This window comes from Enterococcus sp. 4G2_DIV0659, assembly GCF_002140715.2.
Classification (GTDB): Bacteria; Bacillota; Bacilli; order Lactobacillales; family Enterococcaceae; genus Enterococcus_L; species Enterococcus_L mansonii.
Genome location: NZ_NGLE02000001.1, coordinates 3,015,147 through 3,028,505, shown reverse-complemented (window position 1 = coordinate 3,028,505; position 13,359 = coordinate 3,015,147). Strand labels below are relative to the sequence as shown.

The 13,359-nt window shown below is 36.2% G+C and carries 15 protein-coding genes, 1 tRNA gene and 1 other annotated feature; of the genes, 3 read left to right on the top strand and 13 right to left on the bottom strand.

The window, feature by feature from the left end; translation table 11 throughout:
- Positions 1–368: 368 nt before the first annotated feature.
- From sufU to A5880_RS14205, 10 genes are all read right to left on the bottom strand, one after another.
- Positions 369–836, bottom strand: coding sequence for a Fe-S cluster assembly sulfur transfer protein SufU (sufU, locus tag A5880_RS14250; protein ID WP_086329691.1), 468 nt, complete (start codon positions 834–836; stop codon positions 369–371).
- Complete coding sequence (locus A5880_RS14245) at positions 823–2,058, bottom strand: cysteine desulfurase (RefSeq protein ID WP_086329690.1); 1,236 nt, start codon at positions 2,056–2,058, stop codon at positions 823–825. Before A5880_RS14245 ends, sufU begins: the two co-directional genes overlap by 14 nt.
- Entirely contained in the window at positions 2,055–3,341 is a 1,287-nt protein-coding gene (gene sufD, locus A5880_RS14240) for a Fe-S cluster assembly protein SufD (protein WP_086329689.1), read from the bottom strand. The genes A5880_RS14245 and sufD overlap by 4 nt, the downstream gene beginning before the upstream one ends.
- A gap of 14 nt (positions 3,342–3,355) precedes the next feature.
- Positions 3,356–4,126 (bottom strand): Fe-S cluster assembly ATPase SufC, encoded by a 771-nt coding sequence (sufC, locus tag A5880_RS14235; RefSeq protein ID WP_086329687.1) that lies wholly within the window; start codon positions 4,124–4,126, stop codon positions 3,356–3,358.
- Between the two features lie 541 nt (positions 4,127–4,667).
- Entirely contained in the window at positions 4,668–5,519 is an 852-nt protein-coding gene (locus tag A5880_RS14230; RefSeq protein ID WP_086329686.1) for a MetQ/NlpA family ABC transporter substrate-binding protein, read from the bottom strand.
- A 35-nt stretch (positions 5,520–5,554) separates the two neighbouring features.
- Positions 5,555–6,184, bottom strand: coding sequence for a methionine ABC transporter permease (locus A5880_RS14225; protein ID WP_179190394.1), 630 nt, complete (start codon positions 6,182–6,184; stop codon positions 5,555–5,557).
- Between the two features lie 49 nt (positions 6,185–6,233).
- Complete coding sequence (locus tag A5880_RS14220) at positions 6,234–7,271, bottom strand: methionine ABC transporter ATP-binding protein (RefSeq protein WP_086329682.1); 1,038 nt, start codon at positions 7,269–7,271, stop codon at positions 6,234–6,236.
- A 246-nt stretch (positions 7,272–7,517) separates the two neighbouring features.
- Positions 7,518–7,762: a binding site (T-box leader), on the bottom strand.
- A 53-nt stretch (positions 7,763–7,815) separates the two neighbouring features.
- Positions 7,816–8,151 (bottom strand): glycine cleavage system H family protein, encoded by a 336-nt coding sequence (locus A5880_RS14215; protein ID WP_086329680.1) that lies wholly within the window; start codon positions 8,149–8,151, stop codon positions 7,816–7,818.
- Complete coding sequence (locus A5880_RS14210) at positions 8,151–8,507, bottom strand: arsenate reductase family protein (RefSeq protein WP_086329679.1); 357 nt, start codon at positions 8,505–8,507, stop codon at positions 8,151–8,153. The genes A5880_RS14215 and A5880_RS14210 overlap by 1 nt, the downstream gene beginning before the upstream one ends.
- An 18-nt stretch (positions 8,508–8,525) precedes the next feature.
- Positions 8,526–9,710: an FtsW/RodA/SpoVE family cell cycle protein gene (locus tag A5880_RS14205; protein WP_086329677.1), complete on the bottom strand. Its 1,185-nt coding sequence runs from the start codon at positions 9,708–9,710 to the stop codon at positions 8,526–8,528.
- Between the two features lie 1,259 nt (positions 9,711–10,969).
- Here A5880_RS14205 and A5880_RS14200 point away from each other — a divergent pair.
- Entirely contained in the window at positions 10,970–11,146 is a 177-nt protein-coding gene (locus A5880_RS14200; protein ID WP_086329676.1) for a hypothetical protein, read from the top strand.
- A gap of 96 nt (positions 11,147–11,242) precedes the next feature.
- Entirely contained in the window at positions 11,243–11,977 is a 735-nt protein-coding gene (locus A5880_RS14195) for a GDSL-type esterase/lipase family protein (protein WP_086329674.1), read from the top strand.
- Between the two features lie 54 nt (positions 11,978–12,031).
- Here the strand turns inward: A5880_RS14195 and A5880_RS14190 are convergent, their stop codons facing one another.
- Positions 12,032–12,130, bottom strand: a complete 99-nt coding sequence (locus A5880_RS14190) for a hypothetical protein (RefSeq protein WP_256924804.1) — start codon at positions 12,128–12,130, stop codon at positions 12,032–12,034.
- A tRNA-Thr gene (locus tag A5880_RS14185) sits at positions 12,112–12,181 on the bottom strand. Before A5880_RS14185 ends, A5880_RS14190 begins: the two co-directional genes overlap by 19 nt.
- Positions 12,182–12,318: 137 nt before the next feature.
- Here A5880_RS14185 and A5880_RS14180 point away from each other — a divergent pair.
- A complete protein-coding gene (locus A5880_RS14180) occupies positions 12,319–12,555 on the top strand; it encodes a hypothetical protein (RefSeq protein ID WP_086329672.1) in 237 nt (78 codons plus the stop codon).
- Positions 12,556–12,703: 148 nt separating this feature from the next.
- On the opposite strand, the gene upp is transcribed toward A5880_RS14180, so the two are convergent.
- The gene (gene upp, locus A5880_RS14175) at positions 12,704–13,333 is read right to left on the bottom strand and encodes a uracil phosphoribosyltransferase (RefSeq protein ID WP_069645130.1); all 630 of its coding nucleotides are present in this window, start codon (positions 13,331–13,333) and stop codon (positions 12,704–12,706) included.
- Positions 13,334–13,359 lie beyond the last annotated feature (26 nt).

Genomic DNA, 13,359 nt, shown 5'->3' with positions numbered 1-13,359 from the left:
TTAGGTTGAGAATCAGGTGTTTTGATTTGAGCAACTGGACCTAGTAGCTTTAAATCCGCTTTTTGGATTAAAAGATGATAGGGAAGTTGCAGAAAATCAGCCTGATTTCTCACTGATTACTTAGGTTGAGAATCAAACGTTTAGGTTGGAGCTGTTAGACTAAAATAAACACAATCCGCTTTTTGGATTTTGATTATTTTGGGAAACAGCCGAGAACCTGCTTGACTTCTCACTGATTAATTTAGGTTGAGAATCAGGTGTTTTGATTTGAGCAACTGGACCTAACAGCTTTAAATCCGCTTTTTGGATTAAAGATGATAGGGAAGTTGCAGAAAATCAGCCTGACTTCTCACCGACTCAATTTATTCTTATTCTTCGCAGTGTAATTGTCCTGCGGTTCCTTGTCCGTCATTTTCAACTGCTTGTTCTAATGCTTTCCAAGCAAGTGTTGCGCATTTGATCCGAGCGGGGAATTTTGCCACGCCGCTAAGCATCGCTGCATCACCTAGTTTTTCTTCTTCTGGTACGTCATTTCCTTGCACCAATTGAGAAAAATCTTCTGCTAATTGTTCTGCTTCAACTAACGTCTTCCCAATCACCGCATCTGTCATCATGCTGGCACTCGCTGTACTAATCGAACAACCACTTCCGCTAAAGGCAATATCTTTAATAACATTGTCTTGAATAGCCACTTGCAATTCGATCACATCGCCACAAGTTGGGTTATTCATTTCGATTTTCTTGCTTGATTCTGCCAACGTTCCATGATGATGAGGATGGCTGGAATGATCTAAAATCACTTGACGGTATAAATTATCTAATCTAGATAGAGCCATATTGGAAAAACTCCTTTGTCGCTAAAATTGCTTCGATCAATCGATCCGCATCTGCTTTGGTATTGTATAGGTAGAAACTTGCACGAGCCGTTGCTGGAACATTTAAATACTTCAATAATGGCTGCGCACAATGATGTCCTGCACGAACTGCCACGCCTTCCATATCTAATGCCGTCGCTGTATCATGCGGGTGTAAGCCATCTAAATTAAACGCCAAGACACCTGTATGATGGGCTGGGTCTTGCGGTCCGTAAATCGTCAAACCTTCGATTGTCAATAGTTTTGGCAACACATAAGCTACTAATTCTGCTTCATGTTGATGAATTTCTTCTAAGCCAATCTCCGTTAGAAAATCGATTGCCGCACCTAAAGCGATTGCTCCAGCAATATTTGGTGTTCCTGCCTCGAATTTCCAAGGCAGCTCTTTCCACGTACTATCATACAAATTCACGAAATCGATCATTTCCCCACCAAATTCTACGGGTTCCATTTGATCTAGTAATTCACGTTTTCCATATAATACACCAATTCCAGTTGGACCACACATTTTATGCCCACTGAATGCATAAAAATCAGCATTGATTTCTTGAACATCTACCGGCATATGGGGTACCGCTTGAGCACCATCGACAACTAAGACAGCACCATGACTATGAGCTAACTCTGCCAGCTCTGCTACTGGATTGATCACACCTAAAACATTGGATACATGCGCAATAGAAACAATCTTGGTTTTATCCGTGATTTGTTTTTTCGCGCTTTCCATATCTAAAAAGCCATCTGCTGTGATCTCGATATATTTTAAGGTTGCGCCTTTGCGTTCTGCTAATTGTTGCCAAGGAATAATATTAGAGTGATGTTCCATATAGGAAATCACGATTTCATCCCCAGCTTCAACCGCTAAATCACCGTAGCTTTTGGCAACCCAGTTTAAACTTGTCGTTGTGCCTCGGGTAAAAAGCGTTTCGGCTGTTTCTTTGGCATTGATAAAGGCTCTAACTTTTTCACGAGCTTCTTCATAATCTTTCGTGGCACGTTCTGCCAACGTATGCACACCACGGTGGACATTGGCGTTATCGTGTTCGTAATAATAAGTCAGTCTATCTAAAACTGCTTTAGGCTTTTGAGTTGTTGCTGCATTATCCAGATAAACAAGCGGCTCGTCATTTACTTCTTGAAACAAGATGGGAAACTGCTGCCGAATCTTATCTGCGTTTATCATGCATTCAACTTCCCTTCAATTACGTCTACAAATTCTTTTTGAACATCTTTAACAGGAATCGCTGTGATCACTGAACCTAAGAAGCCACGGATAACCAAACGTTCCGCATCATCTTTACGTAGACCACGGCTCATTAAATAGTACATTTCTTCTGGATCGACACGACCAACACTGGCTGCATGTCCTGCGGTTACTTCATTTTCATCGATCAATAGAATTGGGTTGGCATCGCCACGAGCTTTATCAGAAAGCATTAAGACACGACTTTCTTGTTGCGCATCTGCCCCTTTAGCACCTTTTAAGATGTGACCAATTCCGTTAAATGTTAAAGTACCACGTTCACGAATAACTCCGTGTTGTAAAATGTGTCCCACAGAATGAGAGGCTTTATTGGTTACACGAGTGTCAATTCCTTGTGTTTGTTTGCCAGCACTGATTGCCACAACTTTCACTTCTGAATGAGCGCCTTCGCCTACTAAATCAGAATCAAAATCAGCTACCACGTCACCATCATTCATCACGCCAAGCGCCCAATCAATAGAAGCATCACGCATGATATGACCACGACGATTCATATAGGTTGAAACATTTTCGCCTAATTGGTCTACAGCAGAATATTTCACTTTTGCACCAGCTTTGGCAATCACTTCAACCACGATATTCGCTGACACTTTGACTTTTTGATCGCCAATTGTTTGGAATCGTTCTAAATAGCTAAACTCACTATGTTCGTCTGCTACGATCAAGACATGTTTGAAGAACGATTCTTCACTCGCTGAATCTTGAATAAAGATTGCTTCGATCGGTTCTTCGATGACAACATTTTTCGGTACATATAAGAATACACCGCTATTCATAAAGGTTGTATGGAAAGCTGTTAATTTATCTTCATCCATTTCAACCGCTTTGTTCATATAATATTCTTTAACTAAATCACCATGTTCTTGCAATGCAGTGAACATATCCGTGAAAATTACGCCTTGATTGGCTAATTTTGCTGAAAGTTGTTCAAATGCTGTGATCGACCCTTGTTGCACGATCACTGGATTGTCTTTCATTGCATCAAAGCTTGGGATGTTCATTCTTTCAGGTGCATACTCTTCAGTATTCACATTAAACAAAGGCCAACGGTGAAATTTCACCCGTTCGATCTTTGGTAATTCTAAGTTTTCAGCTTTTTCTAAAGCCGCTACACGTAAGTCCGTCATCCAAGTAGGTTCTTCGTTACGTGCTGAAAAAGCTTTAACGTCGTCAAGATAATTCGCTGTTGTTATTTCCTTCATTTATCTTGTCCTCCTTATGCTTCTTCTTTGTATTCGATACCTAATTCTTGGCTGATTCCAGCATAGCCTTCTGCTTCTAAACGTTTTGCAAGTTCCGCACCGCCAGTTTTCACCACACGGCCTTCCATCATGATATGCACCACATCTGGTGTGATGTAGTTCAATAAACGTTGATAGTGAGTGATGATCAACGCGCCAAAATTTTCACCGCGCATTTCGTTTACACCTTTTGATACAACTTTTAAGGCATCAATATCTAAACCAGAATCGATTTCATCTAAAATCGCAAATGTTGGTTCTAACATCAATAATTGTAAGATTTCGTTCCGTTTCTTTTCCCCACCAGAGAAGCCTTCATTTAAGTAACGTTCAGCCATTTCTTCCGGCATATTTAAAAGTTCCATTTTTTTGTCTAATTTTTTGATGAATTGCATCACTGAAATTTTGTCATCTTCATCACGTTTGGCATTGATCGCCGCACGCATGAATTCAGCATTTGTAATTCCTGGAATTTCGCTTGGGTATTGCATCGCTAAGAATAAACCTAAACGAGCACGCTCGTCTACTTCAAGGTCTAATACATTTACGCCATCAAAAAGAATTTCGCCTTCTGTGACTTCGTAATTAGGATTTCCCATGATCGCCGCAGATAAGGTTGATTTACCTGTTCCGTTTGGCCCCATGATTGCGTGGATTTCACCTGTTTTCATCGTCAGGTTAACCCCTTTTAAAATCTTTTTATCTTCGATTGATACGTGTAAATTTTTAATTTCTAAAACGGACATGTACAATTCCCTCCAACTTAAAATAATTATTTTATCGTTCTCATTCATTTTATCCTAATTGAGAATGATAAGCAATCTCTTTACTAGAATAATTCTTAATTAATCTAGGTTTTCTTTGTGAAAAAACGGACTTGTTTAGAATCTTTCTAAATTAACTATTATTCTTGTAACTTGTTATTGATGGAAATAAGGGGCATTTATATCCGTTTATCCCCTCTTCTATTTTTCCTTAATATGCTTTTAATGACTTTTGATTTTCATTTTTTATTGTGAGATAATTTACAACGATTTCAGAATTGTTTTTACAACTGAATAGTTAGCTTCTCTATAAATCAAACATTAAAAGAGTTACCAAAAGAAAACACAAAAGGCTTTTATTACCTCTACTAGTTTCAGTTCCCCAGAAACCGCGGAAGAAATTACAGCTACCTTACGAAAAGATGATCCAATTTTTGTTGATATTTTAGAGCTACTTAATTAGAAAGCATAGACAATAAAATAAGGAAGAAAAATCATTTCAGATTTTCTCTTCCTTATTTTTCTATTTGTCTACAGGTTTGACTGAGCCATCCCATTTTTCAAGAATCCAGTCTTGTACTTCTTTACTGTGTAGTGCATCTACTAATTTTTTGATTTTTTCGTTATCTTTATCTTCTGAACGAACAGCTACGATGTTTACATATGGAGAGTTATCTTTTTCCAATAAAACGGAGTCTTTTAATGGATTCAAACCAGCAGCAAATGCAAAGTTTGCATTGATTGCTACAAGATCTGCTTCATCATTTTTATACGTTGTTGTTAAAACTTCTGGATTGATATTGTGGATAAATTTTAAGTTTTTAGGGTTTTTATCAATGTCTTCAAATGTCGCTGTTTCTAAATCCACACCGTATTTGACTGTGATTAAATCAGCATCTTTTAAAATCGTGATAATTCGTCCCCAATCAGATTCAGAATTAGAAGCGATAATTGTTGCACCATCTTTTAAATCTTTAATATCTTTAATTCGTTTTGAATAAAGCCCCATTGGCTCAATATGAATACCACCAGCGTTAGCAAAATCATAATTGTTTTCTTTCACTTGTAAATTGAAATACGGAATATGTTGGAAGTAATTCGCATCGATATCGCCTTCTGCCAAGTTTTTATTTGGTAAAATGTAATCATCAAATTGAACGATTTCTAAATCAACGCCTTCTTTTTTCAAAATCGGTTTCACTTGTTCTAAAATTTCCGCGTGTGGTGATGCAGATGCACCAACTTTTAATACAGTGCTTTCTTTTTCAGAGCCAGCTGATTTACTATCATCTGTTTTGTCTTTTGAGCCACCACAGGCAACTAATCCAAAAGTAACCACTGCTAATGCTGCTAAACCGAATAATTTCTTTTTCATATTTCTTTCCTCCAATTTGTTTTCTTTTTGATTATTTAACGTTTATCGGAACGTTTTACTAATTGATCACCGGCAAATTGAATAATAAATACAATGATTAGGATCAAAACTGTCGCTACCAATGTAACGGTATTATTGTTTCGACTAAATCCTTCTTGATAGGCCAAGCCACCAAGACCGCCGCCCCCGATAATCCCTGCCATCGCAGTAAAACCAATCATGGTAATGGTTGTTAACGTGACACCTGATAATAATGCTGGCGTACTTTCTGGAATCAGTACTTTAAAGATTTTTTGGATTTTAGAAGCGCCCATTGCGTCAGCTGCTTCTAAGACACCAGTATCGACTTCACGAAAGGCAATTTCTACTAAGCGAGCATAAAATGGTGCTGCTGACACAATCAATGAAGGAATTGCTGCTTTTGCGCCAATCCCTGTACCAACTAATTTTCTTGAAAAATCCATCAGCAAGATAATCAATACAATATAAGGAATAGAGCGAAAAACATTACTGACTACTGATAAAATCCCATAACAAATCTTAGCGTAAGGTGATTTATTACGACTCAAACTATACAGCAACAAGCCTAGTAAAAAACCAATAATAATAACAAAAATCATTGCAATCACCGTCATAAATAGTGTATCAATTGCCGCTTGTTTCATTGATTCTGGGTTCACTCGGCTAAAATTCAAATACTTTTCTACAAATGTCTCATTCGCCACGATGAATCACCTCCAAACCAACTTCTTTTTCTTTGAAGAAAGCCAACGCCTTTTCTACCTCACTTGCTTGTCCAGTAATCATAACTGTCAAGGTTCCAAAAGCACCTTCTTTGGCTTGTTGAACTTGCCCTTGCACAACATTGATATCGACATCAAACTGACGAATCACTTGTGAAATAACTGGTTCATTCGCATTATCACCACTAAATTGAAGTGTAGCTACCAGCCCGTTCGGATTTTCTTTTATCAACTCTCGTAATAACTCTTCCGTATCTTCTTTTGGTTCTAACTCTTGTTGCACAAAACGTTTTGTTACTACCTGTTTTGGATTTCTAAAAACTTCCAGAACATCGCCTTCTTCAACGATTTGTCCAAGTTCCATTACAGCTACTTTGTTACAGATTTTACGGATGACATGCATTTCATGGGTAATCAATACAATCGTCAAATTCAACGTTTTATTGATTTCTAAAAGCAAGTCCAATACTTCATCTGTCGTCTGCGGATCTAACGCACTAGTTGCTTCATCACATAAAAGTATTTCAGGATTATTAGCTAACGCTCTTGCAATCCCCACGCGTTGTTTTTGACCGCCGGATAATTGACTTGGGTACGCATCCCCTCGTCCTTGTAAACCAACTAAATTTAGCAGTTGTTGCGCACGTTCTTTTCTTTCTTGTTTTGGGACATTGGCTAATTCTAAGGGCAACATGATATTTTCTAAAATCGTTCTTGACCAAAGCAAGTTGAAATGCTGAAAAATCATACCGATTTTTTTACGAAACTGGCGTAATTCTTTGTTCGCCATTTTAGCAATATTTTGCTCTTGAATAATGACTTCGCCTTCCGTTGGTAATTCTAAGCCGTTTAGTAAACGTACCATTGTGCTTTTTCCAGCGCCTGAATAGCCTACAATCCCGTAAATATCTCCTTGATTCACCGTCAATGAAACATCATTCACTGCATGTACTGGTCCGTTTTTGCCTAAAAATTGTTTTTTTACGTGTTCTAATTCGATTAGAGGCATCTTTTCCCCTCCGCTTTCTTTGGTTTTGCTTCTTTTTATTATACTACAAGCTTTACGCTGTGTTGTGAAATAATCCGCAGATTATGCTTTTGTTCAGAAGATGGCTCTATTAATTCGTAGCTTGGAATAAGATTCACTAGTAAGCAGACTTCGCTCACTTCGTGTGCCAAGTACTGTTCAACATCAGTTTACTTTGTAAACTGTGTTAAACATGTAAAAAGCTTCCGTCCTCAGTCATCTATCTGACAAAAGGACGAAAGCTTGTCTTTCGTGTTACCACCTTGATTTACTATCATTTCACAATAATAGCCTTATACAGTACTTGAATTCGCATACTGCTGTGCTATAACGGGCACTCCCGTAATAAGTTCACTACTGCTCACTTATTCCGCTCAAAGACCATCTTCCATCTCAATTATGTTACCCATTTGCAGCGAACAGGGCTCTCTTTAAACACTTTTGATATGTACTCTTCTTTTCAAAGCTTTTACTTTATTTTATATTGATGAAATTATAGCAACATCTAAATGGCTTGTCAATCATTTTATAGTTGGTTCAATTCTTCTTCGTCAATATCTGTCAAAACAGCAATCCAGGCGTTTGTTTGTTCTGGATCATCAAGCGTACTTGGGTTTTGTTCTGCTGCTTCATTCACTTGTAAAACTGTTCCACTAAATGGTGCGCTAAATTCACTAACCGCTTTTTCAGCTTCAACTTCGATTAAAGAATCACCTTTTTTTAATGTTTGGCCAACTTTTGGCATTGTTGCAAAAGTAATATTTCCAAGGTCATCTTGTGCTTCATTGGTTAAACCAATTTTATACCCTTCATTGGTTTTTAAAATCCACAAATCATCAATTATTTTCAATTCTTCAGCCATTAGTTAATAGCTCCTTCATAATCAGACTCTTTAAATCCGTTTGCTAAAAATTGCTCTCCTTTAACAAAAATCGGACGTTTGATCAACATGCCATCTGTAGCCAATAATTCACTGGCTTCTTTGATTGAAAAATCGTTGACTTTATCTTTTAAGCCTTGTTCTCTATAACGAATACCGCTTGTATTAAAGAAACGGCGCACTGGCAAGTCACTTTGTTCCATCCAAGCGGCTAATTGTTTTGCTGTTGGCGGATTTTCGATCATATCAATCGTTTCGTATTTTACCTGATGCTCATCTAACCAAGCTTTTGCTTTCTTACAAGTCGAACATTTTGGATACCAGAAAAATGTGTACATGTTAACGCCTTCTTTCGTCTAATATTCTTCGATTGTTGCTTCTTTTTGATATTTCATGGACATAATCAAGCCCACACCTAACATATTTCCCAAAATAGAGGAACCACCTTGACTGATAAACGGTAAAGGAATCCCCGTTAATGGTAAAAGCCCAATATTTGCCCCAATATTTTCAAATACGTGGAACAAAATCATCATAATAATACCTGTCGCAATATAGGCATAAAATTCATTATTTGTTTCAAAACAAACACGAATCATACGGTAAATCAAGATAAAGTATAGCAAAATAATAAAACAACCGCCAATGAAACCAAAGTTCTCACCAACAACGGTAAAAATCATATCCGATTCTCTAACGGGAACATAGACATCACTAACGTTAAAGCCTTTACCGAAGAGTCCACCAGAACCGATTGCTGTCAACGCCAAGGCTGGTTGTTGAGAGCGATCTGGATCATGATGAAATGGCTTCATCCACAAATCGATCCGATCAAACTGATACGGCTTAAATCCGACAGAATAAAGAAAATCTCGACCAGAAGTAGTCGTAACAAGATAAATCGTTCCTGCTCCAATCAAAATAGCCGCTAAAAATGTTGGCAGAATAATCTTCCAAGAAATTCCTGACATCAAAAAGACACCGCCAAAGATTGCTAAGAAAACTAACATCGTTCCAAAATCATCTTGAAGTAAAATCAGCAAAATCACCGGCAGTGTTACCATCATAAGCTTACCAATCAACCAAAAATCCGTCTTTATGGTTCGATTGACATTCTTGACATTATGCATCGTCACTACATAAGCCAGCATTAAAATAAAAGCAACTTTCATTAATTCAGAAGGCTGAAAAGTCGTACCGCCAATACTGATCCAGTTTTTAGAACCTGTTTGAGCTTCTAGATAGGGATCATAAAATTTCAAGAGTAATCCCATCATGATTAATCCAATCACATAAAACACTGGAGTCAACCGCCAGAGAAGCTTGGAGCTAAAATTCATAACAATAATGATACTAACACCGCCGACTAAATACCATAACCCTTGTTTCATAAGCATATTGCCTATTTCTGGTCGGTTTGGATCATTACTTAAAGCGACATAAAGTGACAGTATACCGATGATCGAAAGAAGAAACACAGGTAAGATCACACCGTAATCAATTCTATTATCTAAGTTACGCATTAATTTATTTTTATTCATTCGTCATCCCTTTTCCTTAAATCATACGCTTTTTATTATAACTTTCTATAGGAAGAAAAGAAAGTATAGACTTGATGATTTTGGAAAAACTTTAATTTAAGTGTTACTTTCTTTTTTGAAAAAACTTCCCCTTCTATCTATACTTTAGAACTTATTTAACCGTTTAAACAGGTTACTTTGTTAATTAATAAGAGTATATATTAACATTTTGTAGGGATAAGTAAATGAGAAAAATATATTTGTTAAAAATTATCTTTTGTCTACTTTTTCTTAGTAGGTGCAAAAATCAGACAGAAATAGATAAACTTTCAGGAGTTACTGATTTTATTAATCGACAAAAATTTTTTCTTTATTTTCTTTATGATGATGCTAATTACTAAAAAATCCTTAGAATACGAATTCTAAATCCAATTGACTTGCCTAATTATTTTTTAGGCGCTCCAACAATTGTGTCATTTTGATTTCCGTCTACAGACTAATGCTCAGCCGCTAGTTATTTTTTTTAATCTCTAGATAAACTTTTGTGCTGTTCCATATAGATATAGGTACATTTTGGGTGTAAAAAAATAGCCCGACACACCAACGAATGAAAACATTGATCTATCAGGCTTTTAACTATGCCAGCTGTAGGAATCGAACCTACGACCTACGCGTTACGAGTTCGCTTTGTTTGTTATTTATAAATAAAGAAACGAGTAATACAGACCAATAGCAATCTTATGAAACTTACTTAAACGGATATTTTTTCACACACTGCCCACGATCGTGCCCATGGAACAATAAATAATACGTTATTTAATAACTGTAGTTTTAGGAGTTTCCCTACTTTTAATAGTAGGGATTTTTCTTGATTAAATTGAAAATAATTTAGGTAAAGTATTGACTTGTTATACTACATGTAGTATACTTATATTTGTAAGGGAGATATCCTTTAACACTAAACGGAAGGAGTAAGATATGAAATGGAAGCATAGAAAAAAGAGAACTAAGAAAATAGAAGTTGGCTTCGAAATCAATCTTCTAATATTCAAGTTCTCATTCAAGATTAGCTGGGGAGATTAACTCCCCTAGCTTTTATACTTCTATTATATCATATCAAGTGCATAAAATGAAGATAGGCGAAAAAAAACAGTGGGAAAAAGGTAAAGGCACATTTACCCTTGAACGAATTAGTTTTGATTGGAAGGCGTTTATAATCTGGCTTGTGTTCATTGTCGTTGTAGCTTGGTTTATCTGGTTTAGATAAGGAGTTGAGTACATTGAAAGAAAAAACACCTCAAGCAGAAGCTAACAAACGTTGGGAGAAAAAGAACAAAGAACATTCAAATTACCTTAAAAGTAGAAGCGCTGCAAGGTCATTCATCCGCAGTAAATCAAAACTAGAAGACCTAGATGAGCTTGAACAGCTAATCGCTGAACGCAGAAATGAGTTGTGACAATATACTTTTCTTTCTAGACTGATATAAAAGGTGGTTTCATTTTTCTTAACAATTTGTTACAATCCAATTAATATAAAAATTAGGAGTGTACTTATGCGAAAAAGAGAGAAATCACCGTTTTATAAAGTTGTTTGGTTCTGGTTGTGTTTGATTTTAATACTAACAAATATTTTCTTTTTACTTAAAGGAGATTATATAAAAAGAATTGAAAATAAATTATCTAATAATAAAATTGATGTAGTAGCCAACCCAGAATATAAAAGAAAAGTATCATTATTTAAGGAAATGCCTAAAACAGATTCTAAGATTGTGTTTCTTGGAGATTCCATTATAGCTGGTAATAATTGGGAAGAATACTTAGGAAGTACAAAATACATCAATAGAGGTGTCTCCGGCGCCAGAATTAAAGATTTAATTGGAGAATTAGATAATTTGAACCTGTATAAGCCTGAGCAAATCATCCTGATGATTGGAATAAATGATGTCGCTTCAGGAAATAAAATATCTGATTCTATTGAAGAATATCTTTCTTTAATAAAATTGCTAAAAAAGAAATATCCTAAATCAATTATTAAATCGACAGCTTTATTCCATATAAATGAAAAAAAATACGAGTATCTTAATACGAATGTAAAACTCAATAATCAATTAATTGACCAATTTAACGATTCTTTGGAATCTAGTTTACCTGATGATATAACTATACTTGATATTAATTCAGAAATATCAGATAAAAATAATAACCTCAACGAGAATCTAACTTATGATGGTTTACACGTTACAGAACAAGTTTATGATATTTGGATGAAAAAGTTATCGCTGAAATGAAAATTGAACTAAATAATTGAGTTGAAGCCCTCCTTTTTTACGGAGGGCTATTTTTTAATTAAAGAACCCTCTGCCCCAAGTCGTATTCACTTGACCATCGTCAGGACCAACAGCAACATAGCGACGTTTGCCACTGCCAGCAACGTAACTGATCCATGCGTACCCATTACGAGTGCGTTGCTCTACCAACTGAGCTAAGCTGGCAATACACCAAAATTATAAGACTAAACCTACCTTTTGTAAAGTCAGAAAGTGTTCGTTTTTTAAAATAAAATTAGTTTTCTGAAATTTTTCTTCATTTATGGTATAATAGAAGTAGTTAAGAAAGGGAGTTTTTTTGAATGTCTAATTTCGGTAACTTTAATCGTCCTGTTGAGCCTTCTGTGGAAGGAGATTTATTCACTGTTGATACTCAGGTCACTTTCTTGATGCATGGTCAGACACAAACAGGGATTATTACGAAGCAATTGAATAATTCTGCTGTTGTGGAAATTGATGAAAATTCTGAAAACACTGATTTAATGGTTAAAAGTAATGGTGTGATTGTCATCAATTACAAAAAACTGAAAAAAGTATAGATTTTTCCATCCATGATTATTGGATGGATTTTTTATTTATAAAAAAAGGATTCAGACAGACGTGTTTAACTCGTTCCCGCGTTTATTTGGATAGCAAGAGCCTGAAACATAACTTTTGAGTTATGTTTCAGGCTCTTTTATATTTTACCTATTTAGTTCCGAATAAACGGTCGCCAGCGTCACCAAGACCTGGAACGATATAGCCATCTTTATCTAGATACTCATCTAATGCTGCAGTGTAAATATCAATATCTGGATGTGCTTCTTGTAAAGCTTTCACACCTTCTGGCGCTGCAACTAAACAAACAAATTTAATATTGCTGCCGCCACGTGCTTTCAATGCATCAATTGCCATGATTGCTGAGCCACCTGTAGCTAACATTGGATCGACAACAAATAATTGACGTGCATCAATATCTTCTGGCATTTTTACGAAATATTCAACTGGTTCTAATGTATCATGATCACGATACAAACCGATATGTCCTACTTTCGCTGCTGGAATCAATTCCAAAATACCATCTACCATCCCAATACCTGCTCGTAAAATCGGTACAATAGCTACCTTTTTACCAGATAATGTTTTTTGTGTTGTTTCACAGATCGGTGTCTCGATAACAACATCTTCTAAAGGCATATCTCTTGAAACTTCATATGCCATAAGCATTGCGATCTCATTGACGACTTCACGAAAAACCTTTGTTCCACAATCTTTGTCTCTAATGATTGTTAATTTGTGTTGGATCAGTGGATGATCAATAACTTGGAATTTTCCCATGCTCATTCTCCTTCAATAATTTATTC

Bases quoted from the DNA above. Each gene is read 5' to 3' on its own strand.
- sufU (WP_086329691.1), bottom strand. From the start codon at position 836: ATGGCTCTATCTAGATTAGATAATTTATACCGTCAAGTGATTTTAGAT.
- A5880_RS14245 (WP_086329690.1), bottom strand. From the start codon at position 2,058: ATGATAAACGCAGATAAGATTCGGCAGCAGTTTCCCATCTTGTTTCAA.
- sufD (WP_086329689.1), bottom strand. From the start codon at position 3,341: ATGAAGGAAATAACAACAGCGAATTATCTTGACGACGTTAAAGCTTTT.
- sufC (WP_086329687.1), bottom strand. From the start codon at position 4,126: ATGTCCGTTTTAGAAATTAAAAATTTACACGTATCAATCGAAGATAAA.
- A5880_RS14230 (WP_086329686.1), bottom strand. From the start codon at position 5,519: ATGAAAAAGAAATTATTCGGTTTAGCAGCATTAGCAGTGGTTACTTTT.
- A5880_RS14225 (WP_179190394.1), bottom strand. From the start codon at position 6,184: ATGAAACAAGCGGCAATTGATACACTATTTATGACGGTGATTGCAATG.
- A5880_RS14220 (WP_086329682.1), bottom strand. From the start codon at position 7,271: ATGCCTCTAATCGAATTAGAACACGTAAAAAAACAATTTTTAGGCAAA.
- A5880_RS14215 (WP_086329680.1), bottom strand. From the start codon at position 8,151: ATGGCTGAAGAATTGAAAATAATTGATGATTTGTGGATTTTAAAAACC.
- A5880_RS14210 (WP_086329679.1), bottom strand. From the start codon at position 8,507: ATGTACACATTTTTCTGGTATCCAAAATGTTCGACTTGTAAGAAAGCA.
- A5880_RS14205 (WP_086329677.1), bottom strand. From the start codon at position 9,710: ATGAATAAAAATAAATTAATGCGTAACTTAGATAATAGAATTGATTAC.
- A5880_RS14195 (WP_086329674.1), top strand. From the start codon at position 11,243: ATGCGAAAAAGAGAGAAATCACCGTTTTATAAAGTTGTTTGGTTCTGG.
- A5880_RS14180 (WP_086329672.1), top strand. From the start codon at position 12,319: ATGTCTAATTTCGGTAACTTTAATCGTCCTGTTGAGCCTTCTGTGGAA.
- upp (WP_069645130.1), bottom strand. From the start codon at position 13,333: ATGGGAAAATTCCAAGTTATTGATCATCCACTGATCCAACACAAATTA.